The sequence below is a fragment of the Aeromonas sp. FDAARGOS 1408 genome, from assembly GCF_019048665.1.
Classification (GTDB): Bacteria; Pseudomonadota; Gammaproteobacteria; order Enterobacterales; family Aeromonadaceae; genus Aeromonas; species Aeromonas dhakensis.
The window spans coordinates 4,022,501-4,044,109 of the sequence record NZ_CP077394.1 but is presented as its reverse complement, the minus strand read 5'-3'; the positions used below and the strand labels follow the sequence as shown (position 1 = coordinate 4,044,109).

18 protein-coding genes and 1 pseudogene (1 of these 19 running past the window's edge) are annotated in these 21,609 nt (G+C 62.3%); 7 read left to right on the top strand and 12 right to left on the bottom strand.

The features are described 5' to 3' along the window. Nucleotides 1–55 precede the first annotated feature (55 nt). Both glyS and glyQ read right to left on the bottom strand, forming a co-directional pair. Nucleotides 56–2,125 carry a glycine--tRNA ligase subunit beta gene (gene glyS, locus I6L38_RS18715; protein ID WP_216988827.1) on the bottom strand — a complete coding sequence of 690 codons (2,070 nt, stop codon included), beginning with the start codon at nucleotides 2,123–2,125 and terminating at the stop codon, nucleotides 56–58. Nucleotides 2,126–2,134: 9 nt separating this feature from the next. After that, nucleotides 2,135–3,079: a glycine--tRNA ligase subunit alpha gene (gene glyQ, locus I6L38_RS18710; RefSeq protein ID WP_041218425.1), complete on the bottom strand. Its 945-nt coding sequence runs from the start codon at nucleotides 3,077–3,079 to the stop codon at nucleotides 2,135–2,137. A 209-nt stretch (nucleotides 3,080–3,288) separates the two neighbouring features. Here glyQ and I6L38_RS18705 point away from each other — a divergent pair, with 209 nt between their 5' ends. Beyond that, on the top strand, nucleotides 3,289–3,870 hold the full coding sequence (locus tag I6L38_RS18705) for a DNA-3-methyladenine glycosylase I (RefSeq protein ID WP_216988826.1): 582 nt from the start codon (nucleotides 3,289–3,291) through the stop codon (nucleotides 3,868–3,870). Nucleotides 3,871–3,947: 77 nt separating this feature from the next. Here I6L38_RS18705 and I6L38_RS18700 read toward each other — a convergent pair whose 3' ends face one another. Then, nucleotides 3,948–5,984 (bottom strand): bacteriohemerythrin, encoded by a 2,037-nt coding sequence (locus I6L38_RS18700; protein WP_216988825.1) that lies wholly within the window; start codon nucleotides 5,982–5,984, stop codon nucleotides 3,948–3,950. Between the two features lie 251 nt (nucleotides 5,985–6,235). On the opposite strand from I6L38_RS18700, the gene I6L38_RS18695 reads away from it, so the two are divergent. After that, nucleotides 6,236–6,892 carry an OmpA family lipoprotein gene (locus I6L38_RS18695; RefSeq protein ID WP_005307410.1) on the top strand — a complete coding sequence of 219 codons (657 nt, stop codon included), beginning with the start codon at nucleotides 6,236–6,238 and terminating at the stop codon, nucleotides 6,890–6,892. Between the two features lie 144 nt (nucleotides 6,893–7,036). Here the strand turns inward: I6L38_RS18695 and I6L38_RS18690 are convergent. From I6L38_RS18690 to tusA, 3 genes and pseudogenes are all read right to left on the bottom strand, one after another. Further along, nucleotides 7,037–7,126: pseudogene (locus tag I6L38_RS18690) on the bottom strand (endoribonuclease L-PSP); the annotation flags it as partial. 28 nt (nucleotides 7,127–7,154) lie between these two features. Then, complete coding sequence (locus I6L38_RS18685) at nucleotides 7,155–7,502, bottom strand: RidA family protein (RefSeq protein ID WP_016348988.1); 348 nt, start codon at nucleotides 7,500–7,502, stop codon at nucleotides 7,155–7,157. 21 nt (nucleotides 7,503–7,523) lie between these two features. Beyond that, nucleotides 7,524–7,769, bottom strand: coding sequence for a sulfurtransferase TusA (gene tusA / locus I6L38_RS18680; protein WP_005307416.1), 246 nt, complete (start codon nucleotides 7,767–7,769; stop codon nucleotides 7,524–7,526). Between the two features lie 171 nt (nucleotides 7,770–7,940). On the opposite strand from tusA, the gene I6L38_RS18675 reads away from it, so the two are divergent. Continuing rightward, nucleotides 7,941–8,132, top strand: a complete 192-nt coding sequence (locus tag I6L38_RS18675; RefSeq protein WP_005307420.1) for a hypothetical protein — start codon at nucleotides 7,941–7,943, stop codon at nucleotides 8,130–8,132. 72 nt (nucleotides 8,133–8,204) lie between these two features. On the opposite strand, the gene I6L38_RS18670 is transcribed toward I6L38_RS18675, so the two are convergent. The 6 genes from I6L38_RS18670 to I6L38_RS18645 form a co-directional block, all read right to left on the bottom strand. Then, a complete protein-coding gene (locus I6L38_RS18670; protein WP_201882982.1) occupies nucleotides 8,205–9,443 on the bottom strand; it encodes an ABC transporter substrate-binding protein in 1,239 nt (412 codons plus the stop codon). Between the two features lie 4 nt (nucleotides 9,444–9,447). Next, on the bottom strand, nucleotides 9,448–10,893 hold the full coding sequence (locus tag I6L38_RS18665) for an ATP-binding protein (RefSeq protein WP_005307426.1): 1,446 nt from the start codon (nucleotides 10,891–10,893) through the stop codon (nucleotides 9,448–9,450). Between the two features lie 51 nt (nucleotides 10,894–10,944). Further along, nucleotides 10,945–11,667 (bottom strand): response regulator, encoded by a 723-nt coding sequence (locus I6L38_RS18660; RefSeq protein ID WP_010635539.1) that lies wholly within the window; start codon nucleotides 11,665–11,667, stop codon nucleotides 10,945–10,947. Nucleotides 11,668–12,009: 342 nt separating this feature from the next. Next, a complete protein-coding gene (gene fadA, locus I6L38_RS18655) occupies nucleotides 12,010–13,194 on the bottom strand; it encodes an acetyl-CoA C-acyltransferase FadA (RefSeq protein WP_201877711.1) in 1,185 nt (394 codons plus the stop codon). Then, a complete protein-coding gene (gene fadB / locus I6L38_RS18650) occupies nucleotides 13,195–15,342 on the bottom strand; it encodes a fatty acid oxidation complex subunit alpha FadB (protein ID WP_201882980.1) in 2,148 nt (715 codons plus the stop codon). It lies immediately after the preceding gene. Between the two features lie 202 nt (nucleotides 15,343–15,544). Next, the gene (locus tag I6L38_RS18645) at nucleotides 15,545–17,482 is read right to left on the bottom strand and encodes an acetoacetate--CoA ligase (RefSeq protein ID WP_208201406.1); all 1,938 of its coding nucleotides are present in this window, start codon (nucleotides 17,480–17,482) and stop codon (nucleotides 15,545–15,547) included. Nucleotides 17,483–17,672: 190 nt separating this feature from the next. Between I6L38_RS18645 and pepQ the strand changes: the two genes are divergently transcribed. The 4 genes in view from pepQ to hemG are tightly spaced (at most 36 nt apart) and all read left to right on the top strand, a layout consistent with a single transcriptional unit that may run on beyond the window. After that, nucleotides 17,673–18,995, top strand: coding sequence for a Xaa-Pro dipeptidase (gene pepQ / locus I6L38_RS18640; RefSeq protein WP_099359086.1), 1,323 nt, complete (start codon nucleotides 17,673–17,675; stop codon nucleotides 18,993–18,995). Beyond that, nucleotides 18,995–19,612: a YigZ family protein gene (locus I6L38_RS18635; protein ID WP_054543823.1), complete on the top strand. Its 618-nt coding sequence runs from the start codon at nucleotides 18,995–18,997 to the stop codon at nucleotides 19,610–19,612. Before pepQ ends, I6L38_RS18635 begins: the two co-directional genes overlap by 1 nt. Before the next feature lie 36 nt (nucleotides 19,613–19,648). Further along, nucleotides 19,649–21,106 carry a TrkH family potassium uptake protein gene (locus I6L38_RS18630; protein ID WP_010635534.1) on the top strand — a complete coding sequence of 486 codons (1,458 nt, stop codon included), beginning with the start codon at nucleotides 19,649–19,651 and terminating at the stop codon, nucleotides 21,104–21,106. 7 nt (nucleotides 21,107–21,113) lie between these two features. Further along, on the top strand, nucleotides 21,114–21,609 hold the 5' portion of the coding sequence (gene hemG / locus I6L38_RS18625; protein ID WP_005307448.1) for a menaquinone-dependent protoporphyrinogen IX dehydrogenase. It continues 29 nt past the right edge of the window; 496 of the gene's 525 nt are visible here — the first part of the coding sequence; it begins with the start codon at nucleotides 21,114–21,116; the stop codon falls past the right edge of the window.

Genomic DNA, 21,609 nt, shown 5'->3' with positions numbered 1-21,609 from the left:
TACTCGTTCGTAAAAACGACCCCACTAGGGGCCGTTTTCATTCAGACTAACAACATCACTGCAGCAGGGAGATATCCGCGACTTGCAGGAACAGGTTGCGCAGGTTGTTCAGCAGTGCCAGACGGTTGGCCTTGAGGGCCTCATCGTCGGCCATCACCATCACCTCGTTGAAGAAGGTGTCGACCGGCTCGCGCAGGGCGGCCAGACGGGTGAGGGCTGCCTGATAGTCACCGGCGGCGAATAGCGGAGCCAGTTCGGCTTGCAGTTCGGCAACCTGGGTGGCCAGCGCCTTCTCGGCGGCATCGACCAGCAGTTCCGGTTTGACGGCAGTCGGCAATTCGCCTTCGACCTTGGCCAGAATGTTGCTCACGCGCTTGTTGGCTGCAGCCAGTGCCAAGGCGGCATCCAGCGTGCGGAAGTGGCTGACGGCCTTGACGCGACGATCGAAGTCGAGCGGGCGGGTCGGGCGGCGGGCCAGCACGGCCAGCACCACGTCGGCACCGATGCCTTCGTCCTGATAGGCGGCGCGGAAGCGGCCCAGCATGAAGTCGACCACGTCGGTGACGACGGTTTTGTTGGTCAATTTGCCTTCGTAGACGCGTACCGCTTCTTCAACCAGTTCCACCAGATCCAGATCCAGCTGCTTCTCGGTCATGATGCGCAGGGCACCGATGGCGGCGCGACGCAGGGCAAACGGGTCCTTGTCACCCTTCGGCAGCATGCCGATGCCGAAGATACCGGCCAGGGTGTCGAACTTGTCGGCCAGCGCGACGGCGCAGGCAACCAGACCGGACGGCAGGGCATCGCCGGCAAAGCGCGGCATGTACTGCTCGTTGAGGGCCACGGCGACCGCTTCGTCTTCGCCATCGTGACGGGCGTAGTGCATCCCCATGACACCCTGGGTGTCGGTGAACTCGCCGACCATGTTGGTCATCAGATCACACTTGGAGAGCAGACCGGCACGCTTGGCCTGAGCCACATCAGCGCCGATACGCTCGGCGATAAAGCCGGCGACGGTCTCGATACGCTCGACCTTGGCCCGGACTGTGCCCAGCTGTTGCTGGAACAGCACGGTTTCAAGGCGCGGCAGGCGGGAAGCCAGGGTCTGCTTGAGGTCGGTCTTGAAGAAGAACTCGGCGTCAGAGAGACGGGGGCGAACCACCTTCTCGTTGCCGCTGATGATCTGGCTCGGGTCCTTGGACTCGATGTTGGTGACGAAGATGAACTTCGGCAGCAGCTTGCCGTTCTTGTCGTAGACCGGGAAGTACTTCTGGTCACCCTTCATGGTGTGCACCAGCGCTTCGGCCGGCACGGCCAGGAACTTCTCTTCGAAGTTGGCGGTCAGTACCACAGGCCACTCGACCAGGGCGGTCACTTCTTCCAGCAGGGCGTCGTCCAGATCGGCCACGCCACCGAAGGCGGCAGCGGCCGCTTCGGCGTCAGCTTTGATCTTGGCCTTGCGCGCCATGAAGTCGGCAATCACCATGCCGCGCTCCTGCAGGATCTGCGGGTACTGGCTGGCGTTGTCGATGGTGAACTCGCTCTCACCCATGAAGCGGTGACCGCGCAGGGTGCGGGCAGAGTCGATACCCAGAATGTGGGCGGGCACCAGATCCCCATCCAGCAGCAGGGTCACGGTAAAGACCGGACGCACGAACTGGATGGTCTTGTCGCCCCAGCGCATCATTTTCGGGATGGGCAGCTTGGCCAGAGCAGAGGCAACCAGTTCGCCCAACAACTCTTTGGCCGGACGGCCTTCGACCTTGGCGGTGTGAACCAGCCACTCGCCCTTGTCGGTGACCAGACGCTCGGCCTGCTCGACGGTGATGCCGTTGCCACGGGCCCAGCCTTCGGCAGCCTTGGTCGGCTTGCCTTCGGCATCGAACGCCTGCGCCACGGCCGGGCCGCGCTTCTCGACGCTCTTGCTCGGCTGTTCGCCGGCCAGCGCGTGCACCTTCAGTGCCAGGCGGCGCGGGGAGGCAAACCACTCGACGTCGCCGAAGGCCAGATCGGCCTTGGTCAGCTCGGCTTTGAAGTTGTCGGCAAAGGCTTCGGCCAGGGAGCGCAGGGCTTTGGGCGGCAGCTCAGCAGTACCGATCTCTACCAGAAATGTATGTTGTGCCATGTCCGTTCCTTAACCTTGCTTGTTCTCACTGCGCTCACGCGTGTCGTCGCTACGCTGGCACATCGGGAAGCCCAGCGCTTCGCGGGAGGCGTAGTATGCCTCGGCCACGGCCTTGGTCAGGGTGCGAATGCGCAGGATGTAGCGCTGACGCTCGGTGACCGAGATGGCCTTGCGGGCATCCAGCAGGTTGAAGGAGTGAGCGGCTTTGAGGATGCGCTCGTAGGCAGGCAGCGGCAGCGGTTTTTCCAGTGCCAGCAGATTCTGGGCTTCCTTCTCGTACTGCTCGAAGCAGTGGAACAGGAACTCCACATCGGCGTGTTCGAAGTTGTAGGTGGATTGCTCCACTTCGTTCTGGTGGAACACGTCGCCGTAGGTGGTCTTGCCCAGCGGGCCGTCAGACCAGACCAGATCGTAGACGCTGTCTACGCCCTGGATGTACATGGCCAGACGCTCGAGACCGTAGGTGATCTCGCCGGTCACCGGCTTGCACTCGAGGCCGCCAACTTGCTGGAAGTAGGTGAACTGGGTCACTTCCATGCCGTTCAGCCACACTTCCCAACCCAGACCCCAGGCACCCAGCGTCGGGTTTTCCCAGTTGTCTTCCACGAAGCGGATATCGTGGATCTCGGGATCCATTCCCAGCTCTTTCAGGGAGCCCAGATAGAGTTCCTGAATGTTGTCGGGGGAAGGCTTGATGATCACCTGGAACTGGTAGTAGTGCTGCAGGCGGTTCGGGTTTTCACCGTAGCGGCCGTCAGTCGGACGGCGGGACGGTTGCACGTAGGCGCAGGCGATGGGCTCGGGGCCCAGGGCGCGCAGGCAGGTCATGGGGTGAGAAGTACCGGCACCCACTTCCATATCCAGCGGCTGAATGATGGTACAGCCCTGGCGGGACCAATAGTCCTGCAGCTGCAGGATCAGGCCCTGAAAGGTTTTGACATCGAATTTTTGCATAATTTTTTTCGCGCGAAATGAAATCAGAGCAAGATTTGCTGAATGTGAACCGAAGGAGTATACCGTCTGGCATGGTCGGATAATAGGCGAAATTACAGCGGATTAATGTGATGGCGCTGCGCCGGGCCTGGGCGGGAGGGGTTGTCGGCACTCCCACGCCCGGGTTGGCATCGACCCCGGGGATTGGATGAAATGACAGGAGAGAGGGAATGGAGTTGCGTTGCGCCTGGGTGACCAAAGACCCGGAATACATTGAATACCATGACAAACAGTGGGGGAGGCCGGTCCATGACTCGCGCGAGCTGTTTGCCAAGCTTTGCCTCGACGGCCAGCAGGCGGGGCTGTCGTGGATCACCATCTTGAAGCGCACCGAGAGCTACCATCGCGCCTATGCGGATTTTGATCCGGTGCGCATCGTGCAGTTCGACGAGCAGGACGTGGAGCGGCTGATGCAGGACACCGGCATCATCCGCAACCGGCTCAAGGTGCAGTCGGTCATCAAAAATGCCCGCGCCTATCTGGCGCTGGAGGCGGAAGGCATCGACTTTGTCGATTATCTGTGGGGCTTCGTGGGCGGCGCCCCCATCGTCAACCAGCGCCAGGGCAATGGCGACATTCCGGCGACCTCAGCGGAGTCGGATGCCATGTCCAAGGCACTCAAGAAGCGCGGCTTCACCTTCGTCGGCAGCACCATCTGCTACGCCTTCATGCAGGCGGTGGGGATGGTGAACGATCATCTGGTGACCTGCCCCTGCCACGCCGCGTGCCAGCAGGGGCCGGCGCGCCAATAAAGCGGGCGCAAGGTAAATAGAGAAGGGAGGCTGATGCCTCCCTTCTGCATGTCGGCATGGCGCCTGTCATGGGGCCGTCAGACGATCCCGGCCTGGCGCAGGGAGCCCGAGTACTGTTTGTCGACCTTGGAGATATGGTTGAGCAGCCAGTTCTTGAGAAACACCAGCAGCTCCATGTTGAACTCTTCGTCGTCCGGGCCGTTGCGCTGCATCAGGGTATCGAGCTCCGCCAGCAGCCGGGCGTGTTCCTCTTTGTGGCGGCGCAGCTCGGGGTAGCCCGCCTGCTCCATCACCTGCTCCTCGTCGGCGAAGTGCCGGGTGGCGAGCTTGAGCAGCTCGTCGAGCCGCTGCTTGCGAAGCTGGGCCGGACTCTTGTCGAGCACCGCCTGGTAGAGCCGGTTCATCGCCTCGAACAGGCCAAGATGCTGGCTGTCCATGCTGGGCACCTGCACCATGAAGGCCTCGTTCCAGTGCAGCAGATCCTGATCCTGGGTGGCTGAGCCAGCCTTGCTGACGTCGAACTGATCGCTGATGAGGCCGATCTCCTCGTTGGCCTGGTTCATGTCCCGGGTGTGGCTGCGGCTCTGGCGCGCCAGCTCCAGGCATTCGCGGGCGATGCTGGCGACCTCCATCACATTGCGGTTGGTCTCTTCGGTGACCTGGGCCTGCTGGCCGGCGGCGGTGGCGATGTGGCCGTTCATGTCGTTGACCCGGGTGATGGCCTCGACGATGGCGGTCAGGGTCTCGCCGGTGCCCGCCGCCTGGCTGACCGCCTGCTCGCTCACGTTGCGGGTGGTGTGCATGGTGGTCACCGCGTGGCGGGTGTTGTGCTGCAGCGCCTCGATACGCTGCTGGATGTCGACGGTGGCGGCCTGGGTGCGGGTCGCCAGCTGGCGCACCTCGTCGGCCACCACCGCGAAACCGCGGCCCTGCTCGCCGGCCCGGGCCGCCTCGATGGCAGCGTTGAGGGCCAGCAGATTGGTCTGTTCCGAGATGGTGCGGATCACCTGCAGTATGTTGCCGATCTGGGTGCTCTCCTGATCCAGCTGGGTGACTTCCCCGGCGGACTGCTCGATGTGGTCGGCCACCTGGCGGATCAGGGTGATGGTCTGGCTCACCTGGCGCTGGCCGTCGTGGGCCTGCTGCTGGGTCAGCAGGGTGTCCTGGCTGGCCTGCTCGGTGTTGTGCTCGATGTTGTGGACGGTGGCGGTCATCTCGTTGATGGCGGTCGCCAGCATGTCGGTATTCTGCTGGGCCTGCTGCATGCTGCTGAGGGTGCTGCCGGAGTGGGCCATCAGCAGCGCCATCTTGTCGTGGGTCTTGCGCGACACCAGTTGTACCGTGCCGATCAGGTTGTCGATATTGCCGAGGAAGCGGTTGAAAACTTCCGCCAGATAGGCGAACTCGTCCTTGCCCTGGCTGTGCAGGCGGAAGGTGAGGTTGTGGCTGTGGTTGGCCAGCTCGACCAGCTGGCCCATCAGATGCTGCAGCGGGCCGACGGTCTTGCGGTAGATGAGCAGCAACATCAGCAGGAGGACAGTCAGGCTGACGGCCAGCTGCAGCATGTCCTGACGCTGCAGGGTCTGGCTCTGGGCACGGATATCCTGTTCCCGCTGCTTGAACCCTTGCTGTTGCTGTTCCAGCACGGCCGCGACCTGGCTGGCGATGTTGTCGGTGAGGGCATCGAAGCCTTCGTTCGGCTGCTTCATCATCTGGTTGCCGGCCTCGCGCCCCTCTTTCAGGTAGATGTCCACCATCCGCTTGCCGATCTCCAGCTGGCGGGTCAGCAGCGGGGTGATCGGCGCCTGCAATTGTGGCAGCCGCTCCAGCAGCTGGCGAGCCGCCTGGGCGTGCTGCTCGGCCTCGCCGATGGAGTCCATCTCGCCGGAGACGGCGGCGTCGGTCAGGAACTGCTGAACCTGGGTGGTGTGATACCGCAGCTCCTGCAGGGCGATCTGCTCGTTGGCGCTGAGGATGAGCTGGTTGGGCAGCTCACCGAGGCGGGCAGTCAGGCTGCTGCGCCAGAGCCCGCCCAGCGCCATGGTGAGCAGAATGATGAGGCTGGCACTTAACAGCAGGTGCCGGATCGAGACGTTGCGAAGCAGTGCGGACATGAGAGACCCCTGAGCACTATTGATGGTGCATTCAATAGTAGCCAATGGAGACGTATTTGGTCCGTTGAACAAGGGGATAGGTCAAGGTGGCGAGCTGGTTCCGGTTGCCGGTTCAGGCGGCATCCAGCCAGCCTGCGGATACTGGGACGTGGGCAGAGAGGGGCGTGACGCTGATAACGTCACACCTTGGCACACCTCTGGGGTAGAATGCGCCCTCTTTGGATTTGAGTCGGTTTTTTTAGAGGTTTTTCATGCATTTCAAGACAATCGTTCCCGCCGTTGCGCTGGCCGTCGCCCTGAGCGGCTGTACCACCAACCCCTATACCGGCGAGTCCCAAACCTCCAAGGGCGCCTGGGGCGCACTGGCGGGCGCCGCTGCGGGTGCCGCCGTGGGTGCGCTCTCCTCCAGCAAGGGTGACCGCAAGAAGGGGATCCTGACCGGCGTGGCCGCCGGCGCCGCGTTGGGTGGCGGTATCGGCTACTACATGGACGTGCAGGAAGCCAAGCTGCGCGAGAAGCTGCAAGGCACCGGCGTCAGCGTGACCCGTAACGGTGATCAGCTGATCCTCAACATGCCGAACAACGTCACCTTCGATAGCTCCAGCGCCCAGCTGAAGGCCGCCGGTGCCAACACCCTGTCCGGCGTGGCCATGGTGGTTGCCGAGTTCGACAAGACCCGCCTGAACGTGGTTGGTCACACCGACAGCACCGGCTCCCGCGAGCTGAACATGAAGCTCTCCGCCCAGCGTGCCGATGCCGTCGCCGCCCAGCTGATCGGCCAGGGTGTGACCGGCAGCCGCATCGCTACCAGCGGCGTGGGCCCGGATCAGCCGGTCGCCACCAACAGCACAGCCGAAGGCAAGGCCCAGAACCGTCGGGTGACCATCACCCTGACCCCGACCGCCTAAGCGGCCCGGTTCGCAGCCAATAAAAAGGCCCCGCCAGCGATGGCGGGGCCTTTTTATTGGGGCCGTTGCGAGCAATGACGCCTTGTTCTTTGCCCCCTTCTCCCCTTGTGGGAGAAGGGACGGGGATGAGGGGATAACTGCCTCTTAGACTGCCGCAGTCAGCTGCACTTCTACCTTGTAGCCTTCGTGGGCCAGGCGGGCCTGGACGCAGGCGCGCACGGGGGCTGTGTCGGCATCAGGGGAGCCAGGCATCCCGCCCGGCTTAGACGGCGGCAGTCAGCTGCACTTCTACCTTGTAGCCTTCGTGGGCCAGACGGGCCTGAACGCAGGCTCTCACCGGTGCGGTGCCCGCCGGAATCCAGGCATCCCACTGCTCGTTGAAGGCGGCGATGTCTGCAATGTCCTTGAGATAGATGTTGGCCATCAGGATCTTGTCGACGCCGGAGCCGTTGGCTTCCAGCAGGCGCTGCAGGCTTTCCAGTACTTCACGGGTCTGCTGATGAATATCGGCGGTGTCGGTGGCGGGCACTTCCACCACGTAGAGGGTGCCGTTGTGAATGACCACGTCAGACCAACGCTGGGTGGTGCCGATTCGGGTAATAGCTGGCATGGATTGCTCCGGTAGTGTGGCTCATTGACCCTTGCGGATCAGATAGCGGTAAGGGGCCTGCTCTGTCTCGCTGGCGACCAGGGTGTGATCCATGAAGCGGCAGAAACTGGGAATGTCGCGGGTGGTTGAGGGATCGTCGGCACTGACCAGCAGGGTCTCCCCATCAGCCATCAGCCGCACTTTTTTACGCACCATCATGACAGGTTCGGGACAACGAAGCCCGATTGCGTCCAACTCGTGAGTCGCGTCGCAGAATAAAGCACTCATCAATAATCAACCTTCAACCAAATCAGCTGCCAATGATACTCGCGGCGAAAAAATAATCAAACTACCTGGGCTGTCAACAGCATATGTAACCAAAGTGTTATCCGGCCCTACCCACACCCCGCCGTATGAGTAATATAAAAATTGAACCATATTCAACAAGGAGGTGTGAATATGCAGGTCTCCTACGGCAGATTACAAGCCTACGCAGGCATGGGGTTCTTGTCTTTCGCCATGATAGTGATGGGCAGCCCGATCGGTAACACCGGCACCTGGTTCGGTTCCATGGTGATGATCGGACTGGGGCTCTGGATCGAGCTCAGCGATTACTATGACGAGGATGAGGACGAAAACGATCAATCCTGACCCCAAGACTCTCACGATGACAAAGGCGGATATCTTATCCGCCTTTGTCGTTTCTGGCCGCAGCGAAAAGCGTCAGCGGGTCGAGCGCATGGCCCGCTCCAGATGTAGGGCGGTCAGCTGCGGGTTGGCTCTGGGGTCGTTGAAGAAGTTGCTCAGCACATCCATGATCGCCTGGCGCATGTTGGTCGGCGTCGCCATCCCCTCCGCCATGCTGGGCAGCAGGTTGCCCTCTCGCTCCGCCTGCAGGAAATCCTGGTAGGAGCGCACGGCGCAGCGGTCGAACTTGCTCATGTCCGGTTTGACCAGCGCCGGGATCGAACCCTTCACCCGGTTGAACTCCTGCTGGAAGCGCGGCGTCATCAGCAGCTGGGCCAGTTCGCCCTGGGCCTGCAGCTGGGCCGGATCCCGCTGCTTGAACATGGCGATGGAATCGAGGTTGTAGCTGAACAGCCCCTGGCTGCCAGGGCTCGGCAGGCACTCGATATCCTCGCCTGGCCGATAGTTGCCGGCGCTCAGCTCGCCCTTCACCCAGTCCCCCATCACCTGCATGGCGGCGCCGCCGCTCTCCAGCAGGTTGGTGGCCTGGTGCCACTTCAGGCCGGCGTATTTCTCCGGCACATAGCTGCGCAGCTGCTGGAAGCGGGTCAGCACCCGCACCATGTCGGGACCGGTCAGGGTGGCGCTGTCCTGTTCCACGAACGCCTTGCGGTAGAACGTTTTGCCGCCCTCGCCGAGCGCTACCGTTTCGAACAACACCGCCAGCTGCCAGGGCTCGTTGCCGATGGCGAGCGGGGTGATCCCTTGCTGCTTGAGCCGATCGGCCACGGTCACGAACTGGGCCCAGCTGGTGGGCGGGGTCAGCTTGTTGCGCTCGAAGATCTTGCGGTTGAGCCACAGCCAGTTGACCCGGTGGATGCCGGTCGGTACCGCCATCAGGGCGCCGTTCTGGCTGAGAGTCTCCCGCACCATGGGGGGCAGCTGGGGATACCAGCCGAGGTGTTCGGCCATGGGGCTGAGATCGCGCAGGAAGCCGAGTCCGGCCCACTCCCGCAACTCGAACCCCTTGAGGTGGGCCGCCTCCGGTGGGTTGGCCGCCAGGGCCCGACTTTTCAGCACCGTCATGGCGCTCTTGCCGCCGCCCCCTTGCACCGCGAAGTCGTTCCACTGGTTGCCCTGCTCGGTCCATTCTGACTTGAGCACCTCCACCGCCTTGGCCTCGCCGCCAGACGTCCACCAGTGCAGCACCTCCACCTGGGAGGCCTCGATCGGCAGAGACAACAGGGTGATGACAGAAAAAGACAACCACTTCATAAGGTTACTGCCTTGGTAGGGAGAGGGTGGCCTGCAGGCCGCCCTGCGGACGATTTTCCAGCACCAGGTCGCCGCCGTGGGCGTGGGCTATGTTGCGGGCAATGCCCAGACCCAGGCCTGTGCCGGCCAGATCCGTGCTGAGCCGGTAGTAGGGCTCGAAGATACGTTCGAACTGATCTTCCGGCAGGCCGGGCCCCTCGTCCATGATGAACAGGATCAGCATCTCCTCGTCGTCCATGATGATGATGCGCACTTTCTGGCCGTACTTGATGCCGTTGTCCACCAGATTGCCGATGCAGCGCTTGAGGGCCAGCGGTTTGCCGCGGTAGGGCTGCTTGCAGTGGCCCTCGATGGTCAGCCGCTCGTCGTGCAGGTTCATGGCCTCCGCCATCTGTTCCAGCATGGCGTCGATGTCGAGCTGCTCGATGTTCTCGTGGATGTCGGTGTCCTTCACCGTCTGCAGCGCCCCCTTCACCATCAGCTCCAGCTCGTCCAGATCCTTGTTGAACTTGGCGATCTGCTGCTCGTCGTCGAGCAGCTCGACCCGCAGCCGCAGTCGGGTGATGGGGGTCTTGAGGTCGTGGGAAATGGAGCTGAACAACCGCTCTCTATCGTCGATATAGCGGCGGATACGGTGCTGCATGATGTTGAAGGCGCGGGTGGCCGCCACTATCTCGGAGGCTCCCTCTTCCTTGAGCGAGGGCTGGTCGATGTCCTTGCCGAGGTTGACTGCCGCCTTGGCCAGCCGGCGCAGCGGCCGGGTCTGCCAGCGCACCAGCAGGAAGGTGAAGAAGCAGAGGAACACCGTCATCAGGGCGATGAAGCGCACCTGGTTGCTGGGCATGACGGTGTCATCCAGCGTCATGTAGGGGGCCGGGAGCAAGGCCGCCAGATAGAGCCACTCCCCCGGCTCTATCTCGATCTGGGTCACCAGTACCGGCGGATTGAGCGGCTCCAGCGACAGGGTGTAGCGGGCCCAGGAGGAGGGCAGATCCGCCAGCAGGGTGTCGTTGTTGAAGACGTGCAGATCCTCTGGCCGCGAGAAGTCCACCTTGATCGCCATGGCGTCGGAGAGCTTGCGGGTCAGCACCCCCTGCACCTCCTTGAGCACCAGCGTCTTGCGCTCGCTGTCGGGGATGGCGCTGATGTGGATCTCCTCTTCGTTCAGGGAGACGAAGAAGCGGCTGCCGCCCATGTTGCGCAGCTGGTCCAGCGCGATGTGGCGATACTGCAGCGGCAAGGATTTGAAGAAGTTGACGGTGGAGGCGGCCGACAGCGCCAGGTTGCGGGTGGTGCTGAGCATGCCCTCCAGCTCCCGCTTCTGGATCTGCTGCATCCAGATGCCGGTGAGGATGGTCTGGGAGAGCAGGATCGCCAGCAGCAACAGCAGCAGCATCCGCGACAGCAGGGAGCGGGGTACCAGAACCCGCCAGAACCACCTGCTATTCATGGGATCTCTCGCCTTGTGTCGAGCAGCATGCCGTCGCTACCTTGCTGGCTCTCATGGGATCTCGTGCACCTCGGCGATCAGCATGTAGCCGCTGCCGCGAATGGTCTTGATGATGCGCGGGCTCTTGCCGTTGTCACCCAGCTTCTGGCGCAAGCGGCTGATCTGCACGTCGATGCCGCGCTCCATCGGCAGGCTCTCGCGACCGCGAGTGGCGTCCGAGATGGTATCCCGGTCCAGCACCACGCCGGGCTGCTGCAGGAACATGCCGAGCAGCATGGCATCGCTGCCGGAGAGATCCAGCAGGCTGCCATCCTCGTGAGTCAGCTGGTGGCTCAGGGTATCCAGGGTCCACTCGGCGAAGCGCAGCCGACGGCTCGGCTCCTTCTCTTTCTCCGGTTGGCGAAATTCGGCGCGGCGCAGCAGCGCCTTGATGCGGGCCTGTAGTTCGCGCGGGCTGAACGGCTTGGCGATGTAGTCGTCGGCACCGAGTTCCAGCCCGATCACCCGGTCAGCCTCGTCGGAGGCGGCGGTCAGCATGATGATAGGGACCTGAGAGTCGCGACGGATCTGCTGGCAGAGGGTAAAACCGTCGTCGCCAGGCATCATGATATCGAGAATGATGAGGTCCGGGCTGTGCTGGGCGAGCTGCTGGCGCATCTCGTTGCCCTCCGCTGCGGTCAATACCTCGAAGCCAGCCCTGGTCAGGTATTCATTGAGCAGCTCGCGGATCTCTTGGTCGTCGTCGACGATCAGCAGTTGTTTGCTCGTTGACATATGTATGTGCATCCACCCATTTTTTTGTGCAGATTGAACCTGTCGGGGGAGCAAAAAGCAAGCAAGCCCCCCATCTAATGTGAGGTTATGGGCAATATCCTCCCATATCCTGCCGTGCAAATAAAAAAGGCCGACCCAAACGGGCCGGCCAAGACGCAGATGCTGACGACAGAAGTGCACCCCGTGTGGCGCACTCCACAGACTCGATGGCGGGGCAGTCTGACCGGCCCCAAAACCTGCGATACGGGCCGCCTCGCCGAGAAGCAGAAGCGGGCCCATATTGTAAAATTCAGCCCCTGGCGGGGCACTTCCCGGACCGGCGTACCGGTCCGGGAGATACAGTTACACTCGCTCGAACACGGTGGCGATGCCCTGACCCAGGCCGATGCACATGGTGGCCACGCCCAGGGTCGCGTCCTTCTCCTCCATCAGATTGATCAGGGTGGTGGAGATGCGGGCGCCGGAGCAGCCGAGCGGGTGACCCAGGGCGATGGCGCCGCCGTTCAGGTTCACCTTCTCGTCCACCAGGTCTTGCAGACCCAGATCCTTCACGCAGGGCAGGGACTGGGCGGCAAACGCCTCGTTCAACTCGAACAGATCGATGTCACCGACGGTCAGACCGGCCCGCTTGAGCGCCTTCTGGGTGGCCGGCACCGGGCCGTAACCCATGATGGCGGCGTCGCAACCGGCGATGGCCATGGCACGTACCTTGGCGCGCGGGGTGAGGCCGAGCGCCTTGGCGCGATCCGCACTCATCACCAGCATGGCGGCGGCGCCATCGGACAGGGCCGAAGAGGTGCCGGCGGTGACGGTGCCGTTGACCGGGTCGAACACCGGGCGCAGCTGGCTCAGGGTGTCGACCGTGGTCTCGGGGCGGATCACCTCGTCGTAGTCGTAGAAGAAGCGGGCGCCGTTGGCGTCATGGCCTTCCAGCCCGACGATCTCCTTGGCAAAACGCCCTTCCACGGTGGCGGCGTGAGCGCGGCGATGGGAGCGGGCGGCAAACTCGTCCTGCTGCTGACGGCTGATGCCGTGCAGCTTGCCGAGCATCTCGGCGGTCAGCCCCATCATGCCGGAGGCTTTGGCCACCGACTTGGCCATGCCGGGGTGGAAGTCCACCCCGTGGCTCATGGGCACGTGACCCATGTGCTCGACGCCGCCGATGATGAAGATATCCCCATCACCCACCTGGATGGCGCGGGAGGCGTCGTGCAGCGCCTGCATGGAGGAGCCGCACAGGCGGTTGACGGTGACTGCCCCCACCTGTTTCGGGATGCCGGCCAGCAGGGCGGCGTTGCGGGCGATGTTGAAGCCCTGCTCCAGGGTCTGCTGCACGCAGCCCCAGTAGATGTCCTCGATCTCGTTCGGGTCGAGGTTGGGGTTGCGCAGCAGGATGGATTTCATCAGGTGCGCGGACAAGTCTTCTGCACGCACGTTGCGGAAGGCGCCGCCCTTGGACCGGCCCATCGGGGTCCGGATACAGTCGACAATGACTACGTCTTTCATGAATGGATCTCCTTTCCGCAATCAGTAGAAGGTTTTGCCCTGGGCGGCCATCTCACGCAGCTTGTCGCTGACGCGGTAGAGCGGGCCAAGGTCGGCATACTGGTCGGCCATGGCGATATAGCGATCCAGACCGATAGTGTCCAGATAGCGGAACACGCCGCCGCGGAAGGGAGGGAAGCCCAGACCGTAAACCAGCGCGATGTCGGCTTCGGCTGGGGTGGCGACTATGCCCTCTTCCAGACAGAGCACCACCTCGTTGATCATCGGGATCATCATGCGGGCGATGATGGCGTCCTTGTCGAAATCCTGTTTCGGCTTGGCAATCGGGGCCAGCAGCTCGTAGCTGGCGACATCGGCCACCTTCTTCGGTTTGCCCTTCTTGTCAGCCTCGTAGGCGTAGAAGCCCTTGCCGTTCTTCTGACCGAAGCGGCTCGCCTCGTACATCACGTCGATGGCGGTACGGCCTTCCTTGCTCATGCGCGCCGGGAAGCCCTGTGCCATCACATCACCGGCATGGTGGCCGGTGTCGATGCCGACCACGTCCAGCAGGTAGGCGGGGCCCATGGGCCAGCCGAACTCCTTCTCCATCACCTTGTCGACGGCGGCGAAGTCGGCGCCATCGGCGACCAGCTTGTTGAAGCCGAAGAAGTAGGGGAACAGCACGCGGTTGACGAAGAAGCCAGGGCAGTCGTTGACCACCACCGGGGACTTGCCCATGGCGGCGGCGTAGGCCACCACGCGGTTGATGGTGTCGTCCGAGGTTTGCTCGCCGCGGATGATCTCCACCAGCGGCATGCGGTGCACCGGGTTGAAGAAGTGCATGCCGCAGAAATTCTCGGGACGCTTCAGGCTCTTGGCCAGCAGGGAGATGGGGATGGTGGAGGTGTTGCTGGCGAGCACGGCGTCTTCGCCGATCACGCCTTCCACTTCACTCAGCACGGCCGCCTTCACTTTCGGGTTCTCGACCACGGCCTCGACCACCACGTCCACATGCTTGACGTTGTCATAGCTGAGGGTCGGGGTGATGGCGGAGAGCACCTGGCCCATCTTGATGCCATCGATGCGACCGCGCTCGAGCTGGCCGTTGAGCAGCTTGGTGGCTTCGCCCATGCCAAGTGCCAACGCCTTCTCGTTGATGTCCTTCATCACCGCCGGGATGCCCTTGCTGGCGGACTGGTAGGCGATGCCGCCCCCCATGATGCCGGCACCCAGCACGGCGGCATGGCCGGTGGCCTTGTTCGCCTGCTTGGCGGCCTTCTTGGCCAGCGCCTTGACGTGCTGATCGTTGAGGAAGATGCCGACCAGCGCCTTGGCGACATCGGTTTTCGCCAGCTTGATGAAGGTGGCGGCTTCGGCGACCAGCGCTTCGTCCCGACCCATGCCGGCGGCGGCTTCCACCGTCTTCACGGCGGCCATGGGTGCCGGATAGTGTTTGCCCGCCACGGCGGCAACCATGCCGGCGGCGGTGGTGAAGCTCATCATGGCTTCCAGTTTGGAGAGACGCAACGGGGCCTTCTTGGTGGCGCGGCGGCTCTGCCAGTCCAGCTTGCCCTTGATCGCGTCCTTGATCATCTGCACGGCGGCGCCCTGCAGCGCATCCGGGGCGACCACGGCATCGATGGCACCCACTTTGAGAGCGTCATCGGCACGGTAATCCTTGCCGGTGGTGATCCACTCCAGCGCGTTGTCGGCGCCGATCACTCGCGGCAGACGGACGGTGCCGCCAAAGCCGGGCATGATGCCGAGCTTGGTCTCGGGCAGGCCGATCTTGGCCGTGGTGTCGGCCAGCCGGAAGTCGGTGGAGAGAATGGTCTCGCAGCCGCCGCCCAGGGCGTGGCCCTTGATGGCGCTGAGGGTCGGCACCGGCAGATCTTCGATGGCGTTGAAGATGTCGTTGGCCTTTTTCAGCCAGCCGAGCAGATCTTCCTGCGGCAGATCGAACAGTTCCAGGAATTCGGTGATGTCGGCGCCGACGATGAAGGCGTCTTTGCCGGAGGTGAGGATCAGACCTTTTAGTTCACGTTCTTGTTGTAATGCGGCGATCGCTTCGCTCAGGGAGAGCAGGGTAGCGCGATCCAGCTTGTTGACTGAACCCGGAGCATCGAACCTCAGCTCGGCAATGCCGTCTTCGAGGTAGCTGACCGTCAGGGTTTCGCCTTGGTAGATCATGAGAGTGTCTCCTTGTTCCCACATGGTGGGGGGTGGTGCTCCTTTATCCCCAGCAGGGGGCGAGGCTCACTATTGATCCAAAAGAAGACAATTTCAACACCTATTTAAAACATTCGTTTAACAGATCTCGAGTAAAAGCTCGCCTCAGATTAACAATCAAAATAAAGGCGTCTGATGACGCCTTTATTAACCTTGTGTGGCCTCAGCTGGCCAGCTCTGGCCGGTCGCGATACTGGCTCAGCACCTCGGGATCGGCGAGAGCGTGGGTGTTGTTGACGGGCCTGTTGTGCACCACTTCCCGCACCGCCAGCTCCACTATCTTGCCGGACTTGGTGCGCGGAATGGCGTCCACCTGCAGGATGCGGGCCGGCACGTGGCGGGCGGTGCAGTGCTGGCGCACCTGCTGGCGGATGCGCTCGCGCAGCGGCTCGTCCAGCTTGAGACCAGGCTTGAGCTTGACGAACAGCACAACCCGCTCGTCTTGCTGCCACTGCTGGCCGATGACGATGCTCTCTTCTACTTCCTCCAGTTGCTCGACGTAGCGGTAAATCTCGCTGGTGCCGATGCGCACGCCGCCCGGGTTGAGGGTGGCGTCGGAGCGACCGTAGAACAGAATGCCGCCGGTCGGGGTCAACTCGATCCAGTCGCCGTGGCACCAGATGTTGTCGAACCGCTCGAAATAGGCGGCGTGGTACTTGTCGCCGCTGTCGTCCCCCCAGAAGCCGATGGGCTGGGCCGGGAACGGCTTGGTGCAGACCAGCTCGCCCTTTTCACCCTGTACCGGCAGGCCCGCTTCGTTGAATACCTGCACCGCGAGACCGAGGCCGCGTCCCTGACTCTCGCCGCGGTAGACGGGGCTGAGCGGGTTGCCGATGACGAAGCAGGAGCAGATGTCGGTGCCACCTGAGATGGAGCTGAGCTGCACATCCTGCTTGATCTGCTGATAGACGTAGTCGAACCCTTCGGGAGAGAGCACGGAGCCGGTGCTGCAGATGAGCCGCAGGTGTGGCAAGTCGTGGGTCTTGATAGGGGCATAACCCTGCTTGTGCAGCGCATCCAGGTATTTGGCCGAGGTGCCGAAGAGGGCGACTTCTTCGTCGCGGGCGAGATCCCACAGCACATTGCCGTCCGGGTAGAAGGGGGAGCCGTCGTAGAGCACCAGGGTGGCGCCGGAGGCGAGCGCGCTCACCAGCCAGTTCCACATCATCCAGCCGCAGGTGGTGAAGTAGAAGATACGCTCCCCCGGCTTGATGTCGCAGTGCAGCTGGTGCTCTTTCAGGTGTTGCAGCAGGGTGCCGCCAATCCCGTGCACGATGCACTTGGGTTTGCCGGTGGTGCCGGACGAATAGAGGATGTAGAGCGGGTCGTTGAAGGCCATGGGCTCGAACTGCAGGCTGGCATCCGGCTGGCCGGCCAGGATCTGACGCCAGTCGTGACCCAGCTGCAGGGAGTGGCCGAGCAGGGGGATCATGACCGTCTGCTCTATGCTGTCGATCTGGCCGACGACCCCCGCCACCTTGTCTTGAATGTCGATGGCCTTGCCGTTGTAGCGATAGCCATCCACCGCAAACAGCACTCGCGGCCGGGTCTGGCCGAAGCGCTCCACCACGCTGGCTTCGCCAAAATCTGGGCTGGTGGAGGTCCAGATCGCCCCCAGGCTGGTGGTCGCCAGCATGGCCACCACGGTTTCCGGAATATTGGGCAGATAGGCTGCCACCACATCGCCCCGGCCGATGCCCTGGCTGCGCAACCACTGGGCCAGCCTTGCGACCTGATCCGCCAGTTCGCGCCAGCTCAGGGTCTGGCTGGGGTTCCCTTCAATGCGGGAGATGATGGCCGGCGTGTCATCCTGGCGGCGCAGCAGGTTTTCGGCGAAGTTGAGCCGGCTGTCCGGGAACCAGCGGGTGCGCTGCATCTCCTGGCGGTTCTCCGCCACTATGTTGCCGAGCTCGCCCTTGACGCCGCAGTGCTGCCACACCAGCGGCCAGAAACGGGTTGTCTTCTCCACCGACCACTGGTAGAGCTGGGCGTAGCTGTGCAGCTGCAGGCCGTGGAAGCGGTTGACCTCGGCCATGAAGTGCTGGAGGTTGGATTGCTGCATCCGCTCCTGATCCGGTTGCCACAGGCAAAGGTTGTGCATGAGTAGTCCCTGACTGCATGTATCTACCGGCAGTGTATTGAATTGTTTTTTATTTGTTAATGGTTGGTTTTTGTTTCATAACAAAAGCCTTGTAACGTATGCGTTACCTCACGAAGCGATAGCTTGACGGTTCGAGCCTTGATTCGCTTGATGTTATGCTGAAACCACATTTCTCCCGGAGCAGGACGCCATGAGCAGCTACAGCCAACTTTTTGCCCAGCACCTCGACACCTTGCAGCAGCGCACCCGCGACATACTGCAACAGCAGGGACTGGGCGGTCTGGCCATCCACTCCGGCCAGACTCACCGCATCTTCCTCGATGATCAGGATTACCCCTTCAAGGTGAACCCCCAGTTCAAGGCCTGGTTGCCGGTGCTGGACAATCCCCACTGCTGGTTGCTGGTGGACGGGGTGAACAAACCGGTGCTGCTGTTCTACCGGCCGGTGGATTTCTGGCACAAGGTAGCGGACCTGCCCAACGCCTTCTGGGTCGACTTCTTCGATATCCGCTTCCTGACTCGACCGGAGCAGGTTGCTGATCACCTGCCGGCCAACAAGCAGGAGTGGGCCTATCTGGGCGGCCACCTGGAGGTGGCCGAACTGCTGGGGCTGGGCCAGCCCAATCCGGAGGCGGTGCTCAACTATCTACATTATCATCGTGCCTACAAGACGGCCTACGAGCTGGAATGCCTGCGCGATGCCAACCGCATCGGGGTACGCGGCCACATTGCGGCCAAGGACTCCTTCATGGCGGGGGCGAGCGAGTTCGAGATCAACCTGGCCTACATGAAGGCGGTCGGGCAGGGGGCCAATGAGGCGCCCTACGGCAATATCGTCGCCATCAACCGCAATGCGGCCATCCTGCACTACACCCACCTCTCCACTCAGCGGGTACCCGATGCGGAGCGCTATTCCTTCCTGATCGACGCCGGCGTGGACGTGCACGGCTATGCCTCCGACATCACCCGGACCTGGGCCTGGCGGCGCGGCGAGTTTGCCGATCTGATCGCGGCGCTGGATGCCCAGCAGCAGGAGATCATCGAGGAGATTAAGCCGGGCCGCCGTTACAGCGAGCTGCATCTGCAGATGCATCACAGGCTGGCGCGCCTGCTGCAAGCCACCGAGCTGGTGGACATGTCGGTGGACGAGATGATCCACACCGGGGTGACCAACGTCTTCTTCCCCCACGGCCTCGGCCACTTCCTCGGCCTGCAGGTACACGATGCCGGCGGCTTCATGCAGGATGAGCGCGGCACCCACCTGTCGGCTCCCGAACAGTTCCCCTATCTGCGCTGCACCCGGGTGATGGAGGTGGGCCAGGTGTTCACCATAGAGCCGGGCCTCTACTTCATCGACAGCCTGCTGGAGCCGTTGCGTCAGGGTGAGCAGGGCAAGCGGGTCAACTGGAACAAGGTCGAGGCGCTGCGCCCCTATGGCGGCATCCGCATCGAAGACAACGTGGTGCTGCATGCCAACGGGGTGGAGAACCTGACCAGACAAGCAGGGCTCTGATGGCGGCGGACTATTCCATACCGGCCGCACCGCTGGAGGTGAGTGAAGAGATCAAGAAGAGCCGTTTCATCACTTATCTTGCCCACACGCCGACCATCGAGGCCGCCAAGGCCTGGATTGGCGAGATAAAACAACAACACCCCGGGGCCCGGCATCACTGCTGGGCCTTTGTCGCAGGCGCCCCGCAGGACAGTCAGGTCTATGGCTTCAGCGATGATGGTGAGCCCTCTGGCACTGCCGGCAAACCCATGCTGGCCCAGCTGATGGGGGCGGGTCTCGGCGAGATCGCCGCCGTGGTGGTGCGCTATTACGGTGGCGTGCTGCTAGGCACCGGCGGTCTGGTCAAGGCCTACGGAGGTGGCGTGGGGGCGGCACTCAAGCAGCTCGAGACCCGCATCAAGCGCCAACAGACCACCTCTCTCATCCAGTGCGACTATGTCGACATGGGGGCCGTAGAGGCCCTGATCCAGGCTTATCAGGGCCAGTTGCTGACGGCCGACTATGGCGCCAGCGTCACCCTGCAGGTGGCGTGGGAGTCCGCGCTCTGGGCCCGTATCGCACAGGAATTGACCGACCGAACCCAAGGTCGGGTATCCCTTCGTCCCTTAGATGGCTAGAATCCATCGCTCTTTTGGTCTGAAGAGGGAGCCGGAATGCAGATTCTGAGCATCATTCGTATCGTTGGCCTGCTGGTCGCACTGTTCAGTTCGACCATGCTGCTGCCCGCGATGGTTGCATTTGGCTATCGTGATGGTGGTGGTGCCGAGTTCGTCAACTCCTTCTTCATCGCCCTGCTGCTCGGCGCCGCACTCTGGTTTCCCAACCGTCATCAGAAGAAGGACCTCAGGTCCAAAGAGGGCTTCCTCATCGTCGTGCTGTTCTGGGTGGTACTGGGCAGCGTCGGGGCCTTGCCGTTCCTGCTGGGGGAGGTGCCCGGCATGACGGTGTCCGAGGCCTTCTTCGAGTCGTTTTCCGGCCTGACCACCACGGGGGCGACCGTGCTTACCGGGCTGGACAACCTGCCCAAGGCGTTTCTGTTCTATCGCCAGCTGCTGCAGTGGCTGGGGGGCATGGGGATCATTGTGCTGGCGGTAGCCATACTGCCGCTGCTCGGTATCGGGGGCATGCAGCTCTATCGCGCCGAAATTCCGGGGCCGGTCAAGGACAACAAGGTCACCCCGCGTATCGCCGAGACGGCCAAGGCGCTCTGGTTCATCTATCTGCTGCTCACCTCCCTCTGCGCCCTGGCGTACTGGATGGCGGGCATGACCCTGTTCGATGCCATCTGTCACTCCTTCTCCACCATGTCTGTGGGGGGCTTCTCGACTCACGATGCCAGCATAGGTTTCTTCAACAGCCCGGCCATCAACCTGATCACAGTGCTGTTTCTGCTGCTGGCTAGCGTCAACTTTGCTCTGCACTTCATGGTGTTCGCCCACAAGCCGGTGCGACTGAGCAGTTATCTACGGGACTCCGAGCTCAAGGTGTTCCTGAGCATCCAGTGTGTACTGGTGCTGATCTGCTTCGTCTCCCTGTTGTTCCACGGTCATTACGACACCTGGCAGGATGCGCTCAACCACGGCTTGTTCCAGGCGGTGTCGCTGGGCACGACTACCGGTTACAGCACCACCAGTTATGCGGATTGGCCCTCTTTCCTGCCCATGCTGCTGATGTTCTCCGCCTTCATCGGCTGCTGCGCCGGCAGTACCGGTGGCGGCATCAAGGTGATGCGTTTCATGATCCTGTTCCTGCAGGGGATGCGCGAGCTGAAGCGACTGGTGCATCCACGCGCCATCTATACCCTCAAGCTGGGCCGTCGCGCCGTACCAGAGCGGATCGTGGAAGCGGTGTGGGGCTACTTTGCCACCTACATCATCCTGTTCTTCATCTTTATGCTGTTGTTGCTGATGACCGGCTTGAACGAGGTGACCGCTTTCTCCGCCGTGGCGGCCGCGTTTACCAACGTGGGGCCGGGGCTGGGTGAGGTGTCGGCCAACTTTGGCAATATCTCGGCAACGGCCCAATGGATACTGGTGGTCGCCATGTTGTTTGGTCGATTGGAAATCTTTACGCTTCTGGTACTGTTTACCCCTGCATTCTGGCGTAGTTGAGGTTGGTATGGACAAGATTCTGGTGCTTTATTCTTCCCGTGACGGGCAAACGCGAAAAATCGTCGATGCCATGCTGGCTGAGATCGAGGGATGCGAGGTGGTGATGCAGGATCTGCACAGCCTGCCCATGTGCAACCTCAGCAAGTTCAAGAAGGTGCTTATCGGCGCTTCCATTCGCTATGGCAACTTCCACCCCAGCCTGTTCAGTTTCATCCATGCTCATCACGAACAGCTGGAAGTGGCCAACGCCGCCTTCTTCTGTGTCAACCTGACGGCCCGCAAGCCCGAGAAGCAGACCCCGCAGACCAATGCCTACATGAAGAAGTTTTTGCGCCTCTCCCCCTGGAAGCCAAAAACCCTGGGGGTGTTTGCCGGTGCGCTGCAGTACTCCCGCTATAACTGGTGGCAGACCCGCATCATCCAGCTGATCATGAAGATCACCGGCGGCAGCACGGATACCAGCAAGGACCTCGAGTTTACCGACTGGGACAAAGTGCGCAGTT